Here is a 16,289-nt window from a genome sequence, read left to right on the forward strand (position 1 = left end):
GAGCTGAGGCCCTGGCCACTCCGTTCATCGAATCGAGACAATTTGTCGAGGTTTGATAGGCGGGGAGGTCGGGGCCTTGCCTTGACTGGGGACAAGATCCTCTTTAGACTCTTGTACCCCTAAATTTGGCGGGAATTCGTTCCTGCCATTTTGCTTTTCTTGCAAGACAATAGCGTCGCAAGACAACAGTGGAGCTAGTAGATGGCAACTATCAACCAGCTGGTACGTCAGCCGCGTAAGCGTATCGTCGAGAAATCCGACGTGCCTGCGCTGCAGAACTGCCCGCAACGCCGTGGCGTGTGCACCCGTGTGTACACCACCACGCCGAAAAAACCTAACTCGGCACTGCGTAAAGTATGCCGTGTGCGCCTGACCAACGGTTTCGAGGTTTCCTCGTACATCGGCGGTGAAGGCCACAACCTGCAAGAGCACAGCGTGGTACTGATCCGCGGCGGTCGTGTAAAAGACTTGCCAGGTGTTCGTTACCACACCGTTCGCGGTTCGTTGGATACTTCCGGCGTTAAAGGTCGTAACCAGGGTCGTTCGAAGTACGGTACCAAGCGTCCGAAGTAATGGTCGCTTGCTGCAAAAAACTGATTTCTATTTTTCTGAGTCGATAAGAGTAAGGTCGGAGGCGTCCCGTAACGGGCACCGATTCCGAGCGAACCTGAAGACCGTTTGAGGGCTTATCCATGCCAAGAAGACGCGTAGCAGCCAAGCGCGAAGTGCTTGACGATCCAAAATACGGAAGCCAAATCCTGGCCAAGTTCATGAACCACGTGATGGAAAGCGGCAAGAAAGCCGTTGCCGAGCGTATCGTTTATGGCGCGCTGGAAAAGGTTAAAGAACGCAAGAACAGCGACCCCCTGGAAATCTTCGAGAAAGCTCTCGACGCCATCGCTCCGCTGGTCGAAGTAAAGTCGCGCCGTGTAGGCGGTGCTACTTACCAGGTTCCGGTTGAAGTTCGTCCGTCCCGTCGTAACGCTCTGGCAATGCGCTGGTTGGTAGACTTCGCCCGTAAGCGCGGCGAGAAGTCTATGGCTCTGCGTTTGGCTGGCGAACTGTTGGACGCTGCCGAAGGTAAAGGTGCTGCAGTTAAGAAGCGTGAAGACGTGCACCGTATGGCTGAAGCTAACAAAGCTTTCTCGCACTACCGCTTCTAATTTTAGCGTCACTCATTTTGCGAGGGCTTTATGGCTCGTACTACACCGATTAACCGCTACCGTAACATTGGTATCGTTGCTCACGTGGATGCTGGTAAAACCACCACCACCGAGCGCGTCCTTTTTTACACTGGCAAAAGCCACAAGATGGGCGAAGTGCATGACGGCGCTGCGACCACTGACTGGATGGTTCAGGAGCAGGAGCGTGGTATTACCATTACTTCTGCTGCTATTACCGCCTTCTGGCAGGGTTCTGCGAAGCAGCACAAAGACCAATACCGCTTCAACGTCATCGATACCCCGGGCCACGTAGACTTCACCATTGAAGTTGAGCGTTCCCTGCGTGTACTCGACGGCGCTGTCGTTGTGTTCTGTGGTACTTCCGGCGTTGAGCCGCAGTCCGAAACCGTATGGCGTCAAGCCAACAAGTACGGTGTTCCACGTATCGTTTACGTGAACAAGATGGACCGTGCCGGCGCGAACTTCCTGCGCGTGATCGCTCAGATCAAGCAGCGTCTGGGTCACACTCCGGTGCCGATCCAGTTGGCTATCGGTTCCGAAGACAACTTCCAGGGTCAGATCGATCTGATGACCATGGAAGCGGTTTACTGGAACGATGCTGACAAGGGCATGACTCCACGTCGCGAAGCCATCCCTGCTGAACTGCAGGAACTGGCTGAAGAGTGGCGCAGCAACATGGTAGAGGCCGCGGCCGAAGCCAGCGAAGAGCTGATGAACAAGTACCTGGAAGGTGAAGAGCTCACCATCGAGGAAATCAAGGCCGCTCTGCGTCAGCGTACTATCGCTGGCGAAATCGTCCTGGCTGTTTGCGGTTCTTCGTTCAAGAACAAGGGTGTTCCCCTGGTTCTCGACGCCGTTATCGACTACCTGCCGGCTCCAGTCGACATTCCTGCTATCAAGGGTTCCAACCCTGATAACGAGGAAGAAATGATGGAGCGTCATGCAGACGACAACGAGCCGTTCTCGGCTCTGGCGTTCAAGATCGCTACCGACCCATTCGTGGGTACCTTGACCTTCGTCCGCGTTTACTCGGGCGTGTTGGCCTCCGGCGACGGCGTGATCAACTCGGTTAAAGGCAAGAAAGAGCGCGTGGGTCGTATGGTGCAAATGCACGCAAACGCCCGTGAAGAGATCAAGGAAGTACGCGCTGGCGACATCGCGGCCCTGATCGGCATGAAGGACGTCACCACTGGTGAAACCCTCTGCAACGCTGACAAGCCAATCATCCTGGTTCGCATGGACTTCCCGGAGCCGGTTATTTCGGTTGCCGTAGAGCCTAAGACCAAGGATGACCAGGAAAAAATGGGTATCGCTCTGGGCAAACTTGCTCAGGAAGACCCGTCTTTCCGCGTCAAAACTGATGAAGAGACTGGTCAAACGATCATCTCCGGCATGGGCGAGTTGCACCTGGACATCCTGGTTGACCGGATGCGCCGTGAGTTCAACGTCGAAGCCAACATCGGTAAGCCTCAAGTTTCGTATCGTGAGCGCATCACGAAGAATTGCGAAATCGAAGGCAAGTTCGTTCGTCAGTCCGGCGGTCGTGGCCAGTTCGGTCACTGCTGGATCCGTTTTGCTCCTGCTGACGAAGGTCAGGAAGGTCTGCAATTCGTGAACGAAGTAGTGGGTGGTGTGGTTCCTAAGGAATACATCCCGGCTATCCAGAAGGGTATCGAAGAGCAGATGAAGAACGGCGTAGTTGCCGGCTATCCGCTGATCGGCCTGAAGGCTACCGTGTTTGATGGTTCTTACCACGACGTCGACTCGAACGAGATGGCGTTTAAGGTGGCTGCTTCCATGGCGACCAAGCAACTGGCCCAGAAGGGCGGTGGTGAGTTGCTCGAGCCGATCATGGCGGTAGAGGTTGTTACGCCTGAAGACTATATGGGTGACGTGATGGGCGACCTGAACCGTCGTCGCGGCATGATTCTGGGTATGGAAGATACGGTTTCCGGTAAGGTTATCCGTGCTGAAGTTCCGTTGGGCGAGATGTTCGGTTATGCGACCGACGTTCGTTCGATGTCCCAGGGTCGCGCAAGCTACTCTATGGAATTCAAAAAATACAATACGGCTCCGTCGCACATCGTCGAAACCGTTACCAAAAAACAAGGCTGATTCAGTCCTTTAGGCAAGGAGTTAATTGTCGTGGCTAAAGAAAAATTTGATCGTTCCCTACCGCACGTAAACGTTGGCACCATCGGCCACGTTGACCACGGTAAAACCACTCTGACCGCTGCTCTGACTCGCGTCTGCTCCGAAGTTTTCGGTTCGGCCGTAGTTGAATTCGACAAGATCGACAGCGCTCCAGAAGAAAAAGCTCGTGGTATCACCATCAACACCGCGCACGTCGAGTACAACTCGAACATTCGTCACTACGCTCACGTTGACTGCCCAGGTCACGCTGACTACGTGAAGAACATGATCACCGGTGCTGCCCAGATGGACGGCGCGATCCTGGTTTGCTCGGCCGCTGATGGTCCGATGCCACAAACCCGTGAGCACATCCTGCTGTCCCGTCAGGTAGGCGTTCCGTACATCGTGGTTTTCCTGAACAAGGCTGACCTGGTAGACGACGCTGAGCTGCTGGAACTGGTTGAGATGGAAGTTCGCGACCTGCTGTCCACCTATGACTTCCCAGGCGACGACACTCCGATCATCATCGGTTCTGCACGTATGGCGCTGGAAGGCAAAGACGACAACGAAATGGGCACCACTGCCGTTCGTAAGCTGGTTGAAACTCTGGACACCTACATCCCAGAGCCAGAGCGTGCTATCGACAAGCCATTCCTGATGCCAATCGAAGACGTATTCTCGATCTCGGGTCGTGGTACTGTTGTGACTGGTCGTATCGAGCGCGGTATCGTTCGCGTTCAAGATGCACTGGAAATCGTTGGTCTGCGTGACACCACCACCACCACCTGCACCGGTGTTGAGATGTTCCGCAAGCTGCTCGACGAAGGTCGTGCTGGCGAGAACTGCGGCGTTCTGCTGCGTGGCACCAAGCGTGACGACGTTGAGCGTGGTCAGGTTCTGGTTAAGCCAGGTTCGGTTAAGCCGCACACCAAGTTCACCGCAGAAGTTTACGTTCTGAGCAAGGAAGAAGGCGGCCGTCACACTCCGTTCTTCAAAGGCTACCGTCCACAGTTCTACTTCCGTACTACTGACGTGACCGGTAACTGCGAGCTGCCAGAAGGCGTTGAAATGGTAATGCCAGGTGACAACATTCAGATGACTGTTACCCTGATCAAAACCATCGCAATGGAAGACGGTCTGCGCTTCGCTATCCGTGAAGGCGGCCGTACCGTTGGTGCTGGCGTTGTAGCTAAAATCATCGAGTAATCTCCTCACCGAGACAGCTTTGATGTTTTGAAAAGGCCCCCGCTCAGCGGGGGCCTTTTTTATTGGGTTGACACCTATCTGGGGCGTCTATAGAATTGCGCCTCCTTTTAACGGGCGTATTGCGCCCGGTGGGAATAGCAGCCGGAGTCTGAAATCCAATGCAAAATCAGCAAATCCGTATCAGGTTGAAGGCTTTTGACCATCGCCTGATCGACCAATCCACCCAGGAAATCGTGGAAACCGCGAAACGTACTGGTGCTCAAGTGCGTGGTCCAATTCCACTGCCTACCCGTAAAGAGCGGTTCACCGTTCTGGTCTCCCCGCACGTCAACAAAGACGCGCGTGACCAGTACGAGATCCGTACTCATAAGCGCGTTCTGGACATCGTCCAGCCAACGGATAAAACCGTTGATGCACTTATGAAGCTTGATCTTGCGGCCGGTGTGGAAGTGCAGATCAGCCTCGGCTAAGACTCGGTCTTAGTCGTGTAACGCTCTGAAATGGGCGGCCATAGCGGGTGAAAGCCCCGTACACTCATGAGGTTTACAACATGACTATTGGTGTAGTCGGTCGTAAATGCGGTATGACCCGTATTTTCACCGAAGAAGGTGTCTCCATTCCGGTCACGGTCATTGAGATCGAACCGAATCGCGTCACCCAGTTCAAAACTGAAGAGACCGATGGCTATCGTGCAGTGCAAGTCACTGTCGGCGAGCGTCGTGCTTCGCGTGTAACAGCAGCTCAGGCTGGCCACTTCGCTAAAGCGAACGTTGCCGCTGGTCGTACCGTAATGGAATTCCGCCTTGAAGAAGGCGAGTACCAGGCCGGCGATCTGATCAACGCTGAAATCTTCGCCGCTGGTCAACTGGTTGATGTAACCGGTCAGTCCAAGGGTAAAGGCTTCCAGGGTACGATCAAGCGTTGGAATTTCCGCGGGCAAGATAACACCCACGGTAACTCCGTATCCCACCGCGTTCCAGGCTCTATCGGCCAGTGCCAGACTCCTGGTCGTGTATTCAAGGGCAAAAAAATGTCCGGTCATATGGGCGCTGAGCGCGTGACCGTGCAGTCCCTCGAAGTAGTGCGCGTGGACGCTGAACGCAATCTGTTGTTGGTCAAGGGCGCTGTTCCTGGCGCTACTGGCGGCAACTTGGTTGTACGTCCAGCAGCCAAGGCTCGCGGTTAAGGGGAAGCTGACATGCAATTAAATGTAAATGACGCTCAAGCGATCGAAGTTTCCGAACTGACATTTGGCGGCGAATTCAACGAGACGCTGGTTCACCAAGCAGTCGTAGCCTACATGGCTGGCGGTCGTCAGGGTTCCAAGCAGCAAAAGACCCGTTCCGACGTTCGTGGTGGCGGTAAGCGCCCATGGCGTCAGAAAGGTACTGGCCGTGCTCGTGCCGGTACTATCCGTAGCCCAATCTGGCGTGGCGGCGGTACCACTTTCGCAGCTCGTCCTCAGGATCACTCCCAGAAGCTGAACAAGAAGATGTATCGCGCAGCAATGCGTTCCATCCTTGCTGAGCTGGTGCGTACTGATCGTCTGGTCGTGGTTCAGGATTTCGCCGTTGAAACGCCGAAAACCAAAGACCTGCTGGGCAAACTGAACAACATGAGCCTGACCGACGTTCTGATCGTGTCGGACGCTGTTGATCAGAACCTGTACCTGGCTGCTCGTAACCTGCCACACGTAGATGTACGTGACGTGCAAGGTTCCGATCCAGTTAGTCTGATCGCATACGACAAGGTGTTGATCACCGTGTCGGCCGTGAAGAAATTCGAGGAGCTGCTGGGATGAACCAGGAACGCGTATTTAAAGTTCTGCTTGGCCCGCACGTTTCCGAGAAGGCTACGGTTCTGGCAGACAAGAAAGGCCAGTTCGTTTTCAAGGTTGCTACTGACGCAACCAAGCTGGAAATCAAGAAGGCCGTCGAAAGCCTGTTCAGCGTGAAAGTAGAGCGTGTTACTACCCTGAATGTTCTGGGTAAGAGCAAGCGCACTGCTCGCGGTCTGGGCAAGCGTAATGACTGGAAGAAGGCAGTTATCTCCCTTCAGCCAGGCCAAGATCTCGATTTCAGCAGCAGTGCTGAGTAAGGAAGGGGTGCATCATGGCAATCGTTAAATGCAAACCGACTTCCCCTGGCCGCCGTTTTGTGGTCAAGGTGGTCAACCAGGAGCTGCATAAAGGCGCTCCTCACGCACCGCTGCTCGAGAAGAAGTCGAAGTCTGGTGGTCGTAACAACAATGGCCGTATTACCACTCGTCACATCGGTGGTGGTCATAAGCAGCATTATCGTCTGGTCGACTTCCGTCGCAACGACAAAGATGGCATCGCTGCCACTGTCGAGCGTATCGAATACGATCCAAACCGTACTGCTCACATCGCTCTGCTGCTGTACGCAGATGGCGAGCGTCGCTACATCATCGCCCCTAAAGGCGTGAGTGCTGGCGACCAGCTGATCGCAGGCGCACTGGCTCCAATCAAGCCAGGTAACGCTCTGCAACTTCGTAACATTCCAGTTGGTAGCACCGTACACGGCATCGAATTGAAGCCAGGTAAAGGCGCTCAGATCGCTCGTTCCGCTGGTGCTTCGGCTCAGCTGATCGCTCGTGAAGGCGTTTACGTGACCCTGCGTCTGCGTTCTGGTGAGATGCGTAAAGTGCTGGCTGAATGCCGCGCGACCCTGGGCGAAGTCTCGAACTCCGAGCACAGCCTGCGTTCGCTGGGTAAAGCTGGTGCCAAACGCTGGCGTGGCGTTCGCCCAACCGTTCGTGGTGTTGCCATGAACCCGGTTGACCACCCACATGGTGGTGGTGAAGGTCGTACCTCTGGTGGTCGTCATCCGGTATCGCCATGGGGCTTCCCGACTAAGGGCGCGAAGACTCGTGGTAATAAGCGTACCGACAAAATGATCGTCCGTCGTCGCAAGTAAATAGAGGGATACGACAGTGCCACGTTCTCTGAAAAAAGGTCCTTTTATCGATCTTCACCTACTGAAGAAGATCGAAGTGGCGGCGGAAAAGAACGATCGCAAACCGGTGAAAACCTGGTCGCGTCGTTCGATGATCCTGCCACAAATGGTCGGTCTGACCATCGCAGTACACAACGGTCGTCAACACGTCCCAGTTCTCGTTAACGAAGACATGGTCGGCCACAAACTGGGCGAGTTCGCCGGTACCCGCACTTATCGTGGGCACGTGGCAGACAAGAAAGCCAAGCGTTAAGGGGTTAGGAAATGGAAGTAGCCGCTAAGTTGTCGGGCGCTCGAATCTCCGCCCAGAAAGCCCGCTTGGTCGCCGACCAGATCCGCGGGAAGAAGGTGGGCGAAGCGCTCAACCTGTTGGCTTTCAGCAGTAAGAAAGCCGCCGAGATCATGAAGAAAGTGCTGGAGTCGGCCGTAGCCAACGCCGAGCATAACGAAGGCGCAGACGTTGATGACCTGAAGGTCAGCACCGTTTTCGTCAACGAAGGGCGTTCGCTGAAGCGCATCATGCCACGTGCCAAAGGCCGTGCTGATCGCATCGTCAAGCGGTCTTGCCATATCACTGTCAAGGTTGCTGACAAGTAACGGAGTCGAAGAGATGGGTCAGAAAGTACATCCCATTGGCATTCGCCTGGGAATCGTCAAGGAGCACACCTCCGTCTGGTACGCAGACGGTCGGACTTATGCGGACTATTTGCTCGCAGATCTGAAGGTGCGTGAGTATCTCCAAGACAAACTAAAAAGCGCGTCCGTAAGCCGTATCGATATCCATCGTCCGGCCCAAACTGCACGTATCACCATCCACACCGCTCGTCCAGGTATCGTTATCGGGAAGAAAGGTGAAGATGTTGAGAAACTGCGCCAGGACCTGACCAAGCAAATGGGTGTGCCTGTGCACATCAATATCGAAGAGATCCGCAAGCCGGAACTCGACGGTATGCTGGTTGCGCAGAGCGTAGCTCAGCAGCTGGAGCGTCGCGTAATGTTCCGTCGCGCTATGAAGCGCGCTGTACAGAACGCAATGCGCATTGGTGCCAAAGGCATCAAAATCCAAGTGAGCGGTCGTCTCGGCGGTGCTGAAATCGCACGTACTGAATGGTATCGCGAAGGTCGTGTGCCATTGCACACCCTGCGTGCCGACATCGACTATGCCAACTACGAAGCTCACACCACCTACGGTGTGATCGGTGTAAAGGTTTGGATCTTCAAAGGCGAAGTAATTGGTGGTCGCCAAGAAGAACTGAAACCACAAGCACCAGCGCCTCGTAAAAAAGCTGCTAAGTAAGGGGTACGCCAAATGTTGCAACCAAAGCGTACGAAGTTCCGCAAGCAAATGACTGGTCACAACCGTGGCCTGGCATTGCGCGGTAGCAAAGTCAGCTTCGGCGAGTTCGCGCTGAAGTCTGTAGCTCGTGGTCGTCTCACCGCTCGTCAGATCGAGTCAGCACGTCGTGCTCTGACCCGTCACGTAAAACGTGGCGGCAAGATCTGGATCCGTGTATTCCCGGACAAGCCGATCTCCAAAAAGCCTCTCGAGGTTCGGATGGGTAAAGGTAAGGGTAACGTGGAATACTGGGTTGCCCAGATTCAGCCAGGCAAAGTCCTGTATGAAATCGAGGGTGTTTCTGAAGAGCTGGCGCGTGAGGCTTTCGCCCTGGCTGCTGCAAAGCTGCCGCTCGCCACCTCCTTTGTTAAACGGACGGTGATGTGATGAAAGCGAATGAACTTCGTGAAAAATCCGCACAGCAGCTGAACGAGCAACTGCTCGGCCTGCTGCGCGACCAGTTCAATCTGCGTATGCAGAAAGCAACTGGCCAGTTGGGGCAGTCTCATCTGCTCTCGCAAGTTAAGCGTGACATCGCTCGCGTGAAGACTGTGCTCAACCAGCAGGCAGGTAAGTAATCATGGCTGAAGCCGAAAAAACTGTCCGTACGCTGACTGGCCGTGTTGTCAGCGACAAGATGGACAAAACCATCACCGTTCTGATCGAGCGTCGCGTTAAGCACCCGATCTACGGTAAATACGTTAAGCGTTCGACTAAGCTGCACGCGCACGACGAAACCAATCAGTGCCACATCGGCGACAAAGTCACTATTCGTGAAACTCGTCCTTTGGCCAAGACCAAGTCTTGGGCGCTGGTTGATGTTCTCGAACGCGCTGTGGAAGTCTAAGGACTAGGGGTCGGAGAAATTATATGATTCAGACTCAATCCATGCTCGATGTGGCCGATAACAGCGGCGCTCGCCGCGTTATGTGCATCAAGGTGCTGGGTGGCTCCCATCGTCGTTACGCTGGTATCGGTGACATCATCAAGGTTACCGTTAAGGAAGCAATTCCTCGCGGTAAAGTGAAAAAAGGCCAAGTGATGACTGCTGTTGTAGTCCGCACTCGTCACGGCGTACGTCGTGCTGATGGCTCCATTATCCGCTTTGATGGCAACGCTGCTGTTCTTCTGAACAACAAGCAAGAGCCGATCGGCACCCGTATCTTTGGGCCAGTGACCCGTGAACTTCGTACTGAGAAGTTCATGAAGATCGTCTCGCTCGCCCCAGAAGTGCTGTAAGGAGATCCGACATGCAAAAGATTCGTCGTGACGACGAGATCATCGTGATCGCCGGCAAAGACAAAGGTAAGCGCGGTAAGGTGCTGAAGGTTCTTGCTGACAACCGTCTGGTTGTTGGTGGTCTGAACCTGGTCAAGCGTCATACCAAGCCTAACCCGATGTCGGGCGTACAAGGCGGTATCGTCGAGAAAGAAGCGCCACTGCACGCTTCTAACGTAGCCATCTTCAACGGCGAAACCAACAAGGCTGACCGCGTTGGTTTCAAAGTAGAAGACGGTAAGAAAATTCGTGTCTTCAAGTCGACCCAAAAAGCGGTTGATGCTTGAACACTGCTAGGTAGAAGACCATGGCACGACTAAAAGAGATTTACCGGAAGGAAATCGCTCCGAAACTTAAGGAAGAACTTAAGCTTTCGAACGTGATGGAAGTTCCGCGCGTTACCAAAATCACCCTGAACATGGGTCTGGGCGAAGCGATCGGCGACAAAAAAGTCATCGAGCACGCTGTTGCTGACCTGGAAAAGATCACCGGCCAGAAAGTCGTTGTGACCTACGCTCGCAAATCCATCGCTGGCTTTAAAGTCCGTGAAGGTTGGCCGATCGGCGTCAAAGTGACCCTGCGCCGTGAGCGTATGTACGAGTTCCTGGATCGTCTGCTGTCGATCTCCCTGCCTCGGGTTCGCGACTTCCGCGGCCTGAATGCCAAGTCCTTCGATGGTCGTGGTAACTACAGCATGGGCGTGAAAGAGCAGATCATCTTCCCGGAAATCGACTACGACAAGATCGATGCTCTCCGCGGTCTGGACATCACCCTGACCACCACTGCCAAGAACGATGATGAAGGCCGCGCTCTGCTGCGTGCGTTCAAATTCCCGTTCCGCAACTGATTGGAGTAGGACCATGGCCAAGATGAGCATGAAAAACCGCGAGCTGAAGCGTCAGCTCACGGTTGCCAAGTACGCCAAGAAGCGTGCAGCACTGAAAGCTATCATCGTTGATCTGAACGCAAGTCCAGAAGCACGTTGGGAAGCTACAGTAGCCCTGCAGAAGCAGCCACGTGACGCAAGCGCTTCGCGCATGCGTAACCGCTGCCGCCTGACCGGTCGTCCACACGGCGTTTACCGCAAGTTCGGCCTCGGCCGTAACAAACTGCGTGAAGCGGCAATGCGTGGTGACGTACCAGGTCTGGTTAAAGCCAGCTGGTAAGTACTGTCAAAGTCTCGGTGCGATGGTTCGCAAGAACCTGACCACCGGTGGCCTTGAATCTGGAACAAGCCCCTTTTGGGGCTTGTTTCATTTCCGGAGTGTGTCTAGAATACCCGGCTCGCCTGAGCCCGTGTTTTTTTACCCGGAGATTCTCGGCGACACGTAGTAGCCGCAAGGCTAATTTTTCTGTATTAGGAGCGTCTAGCCCATGAGTATGCAGGACCCGTTAGCGGACATGCTAACTCGAATCCGTAATGCCCAGATGGCTGAAAAGTCCGTCGTAAGCATGCCATCTTCCACGTTGAAGGTAGCTGTTGCCAAAGTCCTGAAGGACGAAGGTTACATCGCGGGTTATCAGATCAGCAGCGAAACCAAACCACTGCTGTCTATCGAGCTGAAATATTTCGAAGGCCGTCCGGTTATCGAAGAAGTGAAGCGCGTTAGCCGTCCAGGCCTGCGTCAGTACAAGTCCGTCGATGATCTGCCAAAAGTTCGTGGCGGTCTCGGTGTGTCTATCGTCTCCACCAACAAGGGTGTGATGACTGATCGTGCTGCGCGCGCTGCCGGTGTCGGCGGCGAAGTTCTTTGCACTGTGTTCTAAGGGGGGATAAGCATGTCTCGCGTCGCTAAGAACCCCGTTAAGCTGCCAGCCGGCGTCGAAGTAAAATTCGCAGGCCAACAGCTTTCGGTGAAGGGTGCCAAGGGCACTCTCGAACTGAACATCCATTCGTCCGTTGAGATCGTTGAAGAAGCTGGTGAGCTGCGTTTCGCTGCTCGCAATGGCGATCAACAAACTCGCGCAATGGCTGGTACCACTCGTGCGTTGGTAAACAACATGGTCCAAGGCGTAAGCCAAGGCTTCGAGCGCAAGCTCCAGCTGGTCGGTGTTGGTTACAAAGCGCAAGCAAAAGGCACAGTGCTGAACCTGGCTCTTGGCTTCTCGCATCCAGTGGATTACGAACTGCCGGAAGGCATCACCGCTGAGACTCCTAGCCAGACCGATATCCTGATCAAGGGCATCGACAAGCAGCTGGTAGGTCAAGTGGCCGCCGAGATCCGCGACTTCCGTCCACCAGAGCCGTACAAAGGCAAAGGTGTGCGCTACGCGGACGAAGTCGTCCGTCGTAAAGAAGCCAAGAAGAAGTAGGGCATAGCAAATGACCGACAAAAAAGTTACTCGACTGCGTCGCGCTCGCAAAGCACGCCTGAAAATGCACGAACTCGAAGTCGTGCGTCTCTGCGTGTTCCGCTCTTCGCAGCACATCTACGCCCAGGTCATTTCGGCCGACGGCAACAAAGTCCTGGCAAGCGCCTCGACTTTGGATAAAGAACTGCGTGATGGCGCCACTGGCAACATCGACGCGGCCACTAAGGTTGGCCAGCTGGTCGCTACGCGTGCTAAGGCCGCTGGCGTCTCGCAGGTGGCTTTCGACCGCTCTGGCTTCAAGTACCACGGCCGCGTTAAAGCGCTGGCTGATGCTGCTCGTGAAGCTGGGCTGGAGTTCTAAGTTATGTCAAATAACGACCAAAAGCGCGACGAAGGCTACATCGAGAAGCTGGTTCAAGTTAACCGCGTAGCCAAAACCGTTAAAGGCGGCCGTATCTTCACTTTCACCGCGTTGACCGTGGTTGGTGATGGTAAAGGGCGTGTTGGCTTCGGCCGTGGCAAGTCGCGTGAAGTGCCTGCTGCGATCCAGAAGGCAATGGAAGCTGCTCGCCGCAACATGATCCAGGTTGATCTGAACGGCACCACCCTGCAGTACGCAATGAAGTCCGCCCATGGCGCTTCGAAGGTGTACATGCAGCCTGCTTCTGAAGGTACCGGTATCATCGCTGGCGGCGCTATGCGTGCCGTTCTCGAAGTTGCTGGCGTTCAGAACGTTCTGGCCAAGTGCTACGGCTCGACTAACCCTGTAAACGTGGTTCACGCCACTTTCAAGGGTCTGAAGGCTATGCAGTCTCCTGAATCCATTGCCGCCAAGCGTGGCAAAAGCGTCAAGGAGATCTTCTGATCATGGCTACCGTTAAAGTTACGCTGATCAAAAGCATGACCGGCCGCATCCCTAACCACAAACTGTGCGTTAAGGGTCTGGGTCTGCGTCGCATCGGTCACACTGTAGAAGTCCAGGATACTCCCGAGAATCGCGGGATGATCAACAAGGCTTACTACATGCTGCGTGTCGAGGGTTAATCGATGAAACTCAATGATCTGAGTCCAGCGCCGGGTTCCCGTCGCGAAAAGCATCGTCCGGGCCGTGGTATCGGTAGTGGTTTGGGTAAGACTGGTGGCCGTGGTCACAAAGGTCAGACTTCCCGCTCCGGTGGCACCATTGCTCCAGGCTTTGAAGGCGGTCAACAGCCGCTGCATCGTCGCCTGCCGAAGTTCGGTTTCGTTTCCCTGAAAGCCATGGACCGCGCAGAAGTGCGTCTGTCCGAGCTGGCCAAAGTGGAAGGCGACATCGTCACCGTGCAGTCCCTGAAAGATGCCAACGTGATCAACGTCAACGTACAGCGTGTGAAAATCATGCTGTCCGGTGAAGTGACTCGCGCTGTCACTATCGGCAAGGGAATCGGCGCCACCAAAGGTGCGCGTGCGGCTATCGAAGCAGCTGGCGGCAAGTTCGAGGAATAAATGGCTAAGCAAGGTGCTCTCTCTGCGCTCGGCAAAGGCGGTATGTCTGAACTCTGGGCTCGTCTGCGTTTTCTGTTCCTGGCGATTATCGTCTACCGAATAGGCGCACACATCCCGGTTCCAGGTATCAACCCGGACCGACTCGCGGACCTGTTTCGACAGAATGAGGGGACCATTCTTAGCTTGTTCAACATGTTTTCCGGCGGCGCGCTGGAGCGGATGAGCATCTTTGCACTGGGGATCATGCCGTACATTTCGGCATCGATCATCATGCAACTGATGTCAGCCGTCAGCCCGCAGCTGGAGCAGTTGAAGAAGGAAGGTGAAGCTGGCCGTCGCAAGATCAGCCAGTACACCCGCTACCTCACTGTCGTCCTCGCTCTTGTCCAGGCTATTGGCATGTCCATTGGTCTGGCGGGGCAGGGCGTTTCGTTCACTGGTGACTTTAGCTTCCATTTCGTCGCGGTAACCACTTTTGTGGCTGGTGCGATGTTCATGATGTGGCTGGGTGAGCAGATTACTGAGCGTGGTGTTGGCAACGGTATCTCGATGTTGATTTTTTCGGGTATCGTCGCCGGTCTTCCGAGAGCGATCGGGCAGTCTTTCGAGTCTGCACGTCAGGGTGATATCAACATCTTCGCCCTGGTTGCCATCGGTTTGCTGGCAGTAGCGATCATCGGTTTCGTGGTGTTCATTGAGCGTGGTCAGCGTCGTATCGCTGTTCACTACGCCAAGCGTCAGCAGGGCCGCAAGGTCTTCGCTGCGCAGACTAGCCACTTGCCGTTGAAAGTGAACATGGCCGGTGTTATTCCGGCCATTTTCGCGAGCAGCATTTTGCTGTTCCCGGCTTCGCTGGGTGCCTGGTTCGGTCAGTCTGAAGGTATGGGCTGGTTGCAGGACATCTCGCAGTCGATCGCTCCTGGTCAGCCGTTGAATATTCTGCTGTTTAGTGCAGGGATTATTTTCTTCTGCTTCTTCTATACGGCGTTGATGTTCAATCCGAAAGACGTAGCGGAAAACCTGAAGAAGTCCGGTGCCTTTATTCCGGGCATCCGTCCAGGTGAGCAGTCTGCGCGCTACATTGATGGCGTTCTGACTCGTTTGACCCTGTTCGGTGCTCTTTACATGACGGCCGTGTGCCTGTTGCCCCAGTTCCTGGTGGTTGCAGCCAACGTTCCGTTCTACCTTGGCGGGACCTCGTTGCTGATCGTCGTCGTGGTTGTGATGGACTTCATGTCCCAAGTACAATCGCACCTCGTTTCGCACCAGTACGAATCCCTGATGAAGAAAGCCAACCTGAAGGGTTACGGCAGCGGCATGCTGCGCTGACCCATAAGGTTCGAGGAGTTGGTGATGAAAGTTCGTGCATCGGTGAAAAAGCTGTGCCGTAACTGCAAGATTATTCGCCGCGAAGGTGTTGTTCGAGTAATTTGCAGCGCGGAACCGCGTCACAAACAGCGCCAAGGCTGAGTGTGATTGTGCTTCAAGCCCGGCAGCTAGTGCGCTGCCGGGTTGATTATTTGTTATTACAGCGATATTATCTCGCGCCCTATTTCTTGGCTTCCGGGGCGTAGGTAGCTGTCAATTGGAGTCCCACTGAATGGCCCGTATTGCAGGCGTTAACATTCCAGATAACAAGCATACTGTTATCTCGCTGACCTACATCTATGGTGTTGGTCGCACTACTGCACAGAAAATTTGTGCAGAGACTGGGGTAAACCCAGCAGCAAAGATCAAAGATCTGAGCGACGAGCAGATTGAACAGCTGCGTGGCGAAGTGGCGAAGTTCACCACTGAAGGTGACCTGCGTCGCGAAATCAACATGAAAATCAAGCGCTTGATGGACCTCGGTTGCTATCGCGGTCTGCGTCATCGTCGTGGTCTGCCAGTACGCGGTCAGCGTACCAAGACCAACGCGCGTACCCGTAAAGGTCCGCGTAAGCCGATCCGCAAGTAATCGCCCCAGCGAATCGACAGGAAAATTATCATGGCAAAACCTGCTGCTCGTCCTCGTAAAAAAGTTAAAAAGACAGTGGTTGATGGCATCGCCCACATCCATGCATCTTTTAACAACACCATCGTGACCATTACCGACCGTCAAGGTAACGCTCTTTCCTGGGCTACCTCCGGTGGTTCGGGTTTCCGCGGTTCCCGCAAGTCCACCCCGTTTGCTGCTCAAGTAGCTGCTGAACGTGCTGGTCAAGCTGCGCTGGAATACGGCCTGAAAAACCTCGACGTAAACGTCAAAGGTCCAGGTCCAGGTCGTGAATCCGCAGTCCGCGCTTTGAACGGCTGTGGCTACAAGATCGCCAGCATCACCGACGTGACGCCAATCCCGCACAACGGGTGCCGTCCGCCGAAGAAGCGCCGCGTGTAATC

The 16,289-nt window shown here is 54.7% G+C and carries 29 protein-coding genes; all 29 read left to right on the top strand.

Annotation, left to right across the window (positions count from 1 at the left end):
* Nucleotides 1–201: 201 nt before the first annotated feature.
* The 29 genes from rpsL (at nt 202) to rpsK (ending at nt 16,287) form a co-directional block, all read left to right on the top strand.
* Nucleotides 202–573 carry a 30S ribosomal protein S12 gene (gene rpsL / locus SOP85_RS22745; protein ID WP_003186084.1) on the top strand — a complete coding sequence of 124 codons (372 nt, stop codon included), beginning with the start codon at nt 202–204 and terminating at the stop codon, nt 571–573.
* 119 nt (nt 574–692) lie between these two features.
* On the top strand, nt 693–1,163 hold the full coding sequence (gene rpsG, locus SOP85_RS22750; RefSeq protein WP_002555493.1) for a 30S ribosomal protein S7: 471 nt from the start codon (nt 693–695) through the stop codon (nt 1,161–1,163).
* A 30-nt stretch (nt 1,164–1,193) separates the two neighbouring features.
* Nucleotides 1,194–3,299: an elongation factor G gene (gene fusA / locus SOP85_RS22755; protein ID WP_034148075.1), complete on the top strand. Its 2,106-nt coding sequence runs from the start codon at nt 1,194–1,196 to the stop codon at nt 3,297–3,299.
* Nucleotides 3,300–3,329: 30 nt separating this feature from the next.
* The gene (gene tuf / locus SOP85_RS22760) at nt 3,330–4,523 is read left to right on the top strand and encodes an elongation factor Tu (RefSeq protein WP_008065716.1); all 1,194 of its coding nucleotides are present in this window, start codon (nt 3,330–3,332) and stop codon (nt 4,521–4,523) included.
* 158 nt (nt 4,524–4,681) lie between these two features.
* Nucleotides 4,682–4,993, top strand: a complete 312-nt coding sequence (gene rpsJ, locus SOP85_RS22765; protein WP_003186070.1) for a 30S ribosomal protein S10 — start codon at nt 4,682–4,684, stop codon at nt 4,991–4,993.
* Nucleotides 4,994–5,073: 80 nt separating this feature from the next.
* Nucleotides 5,074–5,709, top strand: a complete 636-nt coding sequence (gene rplC / locus SOP85_RS22770) for a 50S ribosomal protein L3 (protein WP_003186059.1) — start codon at nt 5,074–5,076, stop codon at nt 5,707–5,709.
* 12 nt (nt 5,710–5,721) lie between these two features.
* The gene (gene rplD / locus SOP85_RS22775; protein WP_003228735.1) at nt 5,722–6,324 is read left to right on the top strand and encodes a 50S ribosomal protein L4; all 603 of its coding nucleotides are present in this window, start codon (nt 5,722–5,724) and stop codon (nt 6,322–6,324) included.
* Entirely contained in the window at nt 6,321–6,620 is a 300-nt protein-coding gene (gene rplW / locus SOP85_RS22780) for a 50S ribosomal protein L23 (protein ID WP_002555488.1), read from the top strand. Before rplD ends, rplW begins: the two co-directional genes overlap by 4 nt.
* 14 nt (nt 6,621–6,634) lie before the next feature.
* The gene (rplB, locus tag SOP85_RS22785) at nt 6,635–7,459 is read left to right on the top strand and encodes a 50S ribosomal protein L2 (protein ID WP_003186055.1); all 825 of its coding nucleotides are present in this window, start codon (nt 6,635–6,637) and stop codon (nt 7,457–7,459) included.
* A gap of 16 nt (nt 7,460–7,475) precedes the next feature.
* Complete coding sequence (gene rpsS / locus SOP85_RS22790; protein ID WP_002555486.1) at nt 7,476–7,751, top strand: 30S ribosomal protein S19; 276 nt, start codon at nt 7,476–7,478, stop codon at nt 7,749–7,751.
* An 11-nt stretch (nt 7,752–7,762) separates the two neighbouring features.
* Nucleotides 7,763–8,095, top strand: coding sequence for a 50S ribosomal protein L22 (gene rplV, locus SOP85_RS22795; protein ID WP_003103908.1), 333 nt, complete (start codon nt 7,763–7,765; stop codon nt 8,093–8,095).
* A 13-nt stretch (nt 8,096–8,108) separates the two neighbouring features.
* Nucleotides 8,109–8,795 carry a 30S ribosomal protein S3 gene (rpsC, locus tag SOP85_RS22800; RefSeq protein WP_008065719.1) on the top strand — a complete coding sequence of 229 codons (687 nt, stop codon included), beginning with the start codon at nt 8,109–8,111 and terminating at the stop codon, nt 8,793–8,795.
* A 12-nt stretch (nt 8,796–8,807) separates the two neighbouring features.
* On the top strand, nt 8,808–9,221 hold the full coding sequence (gene rplP / locus SOP85_RS22805; RefSeq protein WP_003228729.1) for a 50S ribosomal protein L16: 414 nt from the start codon (nt 8,808–8,810) through the stop codon (nt 9,219–9,221).
* Entirely contained in the window at nt 9,221–9,412 is a 192-nt protein-coding gene (gene rpmC / locus SOP85_RS22810; protein WP_002555481.1) for a 50S ribosomal protein L29, read from the top strand. The genes rplP and rpmC overlap by 1 nt, the downstream gene beginning before the upstream one ends.
* A gap of 2 nt (nt 9,413–9,414) precedes the next feature.
* Nucleotides 9,415–9,681, top strand: coding sequence for a 30S ribosomal protein S17 (rpsQ, locus tag SOP85_RS22815; RefSeq protein ID WP_003176419.1), 267 nt, complete (start codon nt 9,415–9,417; stop codon nt 9,679–9,681).
* Nucleotides 9,682–9,704: 23 nt separating this feature from the next.
* Nucleotides 9,705–10,073, top strand: a complete 369-nt coding sequence (gene rplN, locus SOP85_RS22820; protein WP_002555479.1) for a 50S ribosomal protein L14 — start codon at nt 9,705–9,707, stop codon at nt 10,071–10,073.
* A gap of 11 nt (nt 10,074–10,084) precedes the next feature.
* Nucleotides 10,085–10,399 carry a 50S ribosomal protein L24 gene (gene rplX / locus SOP85_RS22825; RefSeq protein WP_003186046.1) on the top strand — a complete coding sequence of 105 codons (315 nt, stop codon included), beginning with the start codon at nt 10,085–10,087 and terminating at the stop codon, nt 10,397–10,399.
* 20 nt (nt 10,400–10,419) lie between these two features.
* The gene (rplE, locus tag SOP85_RS22830; RefSeq protein WP_003210069.1) at nt 10,420–10,959 is read left to right on the top strand and encodes a 50S ribosomal protein L5; all 540 of its coding nucleotides are present in this window, start codon (nt 10,420–10,422) and stop codon (nt 10,957–10,959) included.
* Between the two features lie 13 nt (nt 10,960–10,972).
* Nucleotides 10,973–11,278 carry a 30S ribosomal protein S14 gene (gene rpsN / locus SOP85_RS22835; protein ID WP_003176414.1) on the top strand — a complete coding sequence of 102 codons (306 nt, stop codon included), beginning with the start codon at nt 10,973–10,975 and terminating at the stop codon, nt 11,276–11,278.
* A gap of 208 nt (nt 11,279–11,486) precedes the next feature.
* Nucleotides 11,487–11,879 (top strand): 30S ribosomal protein S8, encoded by a 393-nt coding sequence (gene rpsH / locus SOP85_RS22840; protein WP_008065722.1) that lies wholly within the window; start codon nt 11,487–11,489, stop codon nt 11,877–11,879.
* A 12-nt stretch (nt 11,880–11,891) separates the two neighbouring features.
* Complete coding sequence (gene rplF, locus SOP85_RS22845) at nt 11,892–12,425, top strand: 50S ribosomal protein L6 (RefSeq protein WP_003176412.1); 534 nt, start codon at nt 11,892–11,894, stop codon at nt 12,423–12,425.
* A 10-nt stretch (nt 12,426–12,435) separates the two neighbouring features.
* Nucleotides 12,436–12,786 (top strand): 50S ribosomal protein L18, encoded by a 351-nt coding sequence (gene rplR, locus SOP85_RS22850; RefSeq protein WP_003186037.1) that lies wholly within the window; start codon nt 12,436–12,438, stop codon nt 12,784–12,786.
* Between the two features lie 3 nt (nt 12,787–12,789).
* Nucleotides 12,790–13,290 carry a 30S ribosomal protein S5 gene (rpsE, locus tag SOP85_RS22855; protein ID WP_003186035.1) on the top strand — a complete coding sequence of 167 codons (501 nt, stop codon included), beginning with the start codon at nt 12,790–12,792 and terminating at the stop codon, nt 13,288–13,290.
* Between the two features lie 2 nt (nt 13,291–13,292).
* The gene (rpmD, locus tag SOP85_RS22860) at nt 13,293–13,469 is read left to right on the top strand and encodes a 50S ribosomal protein L30 (RefSeq protein ID WP_003176408.1); all 177 of its coding nucleotides are present in this window, start codon (nt 13,293–13,295) and stop codon (nt 13,467–13,469) included.
* A 3-nt stretch (nt 13,470–13,472) separates the two neighbouring features.
* Complete coding sequence (gene rplO, locus SOP85_RS22865; protein ID WP_003228720.1) at nt 13,473–13,910, top strand: 50S ribosomal protein L15; 438 nt, start codon at nt 13,473–13,475, stop codon at nt 13,908–13,910.
* Nucleotides 13,911–15,239 carry a preprotein translocase subunit SecY gene (gene secY, locus SOP85_RS22870; RefSeq protein WP_274074389.1) on the top strand — a complete coding sequence of 443 codons (1,329 nt, stop codon included), beginning with the start codon at nt 13,911–13,913 and terminating at the stop codon, nt 15,237–15,239.
* 24 nt (nt 15,240–15,263) lie between these two features.
* A complete protein-coding gene (gene rpmJ / locus SOP85_RS22875) occupies nt 15,264–15,380 on the top strand; it encodes a 50S ribosomal protein L36 (RefSeq protein WP_002555468.1) in 117 nt (38 codons plus the stop codon).
* A gap of 130 nt (nt 15,381–15,510) precedes the next feature.
* Nucleotides 15,511–15,867 (top strand): 30S ribosomal protein S13, encoded by a 357-nt coding sequence (gene rpsM / locus SOP85_RS22880; protein WP_009045849.1) that lies wholly within the window; start codon nt 15,511–15,513, stop codon nt 15,865–15,867.
* Between the two features lie 30 nt (nt 15,868–15,897).
* Nucleotides 15,898–16,287 (top strand): 30S ribosomal protein S11, encoded by a 390-nt coding sequence (rpsK, locus tag SOP85_RS22885; protein WP_002555466.1) that lies wholly within the window; start codon nt 15,898–15,900, stop codon nt 16,285–16,287.
* Nucleotides 16,288–16,289 lie beyond the last annotated feature (2 nt).

It is taken from the genome of Pseudomonas sp. YuFO20, assembly GCF_035064975.1.
GTDB classification, from domain to species: Bacteria; Pseudomonadota; Gammaproteobacteria; order Pseudomonadales; family Pseudomonadaceae; genus Aquipseudomonas; species Aquipseudomonas putida_AE.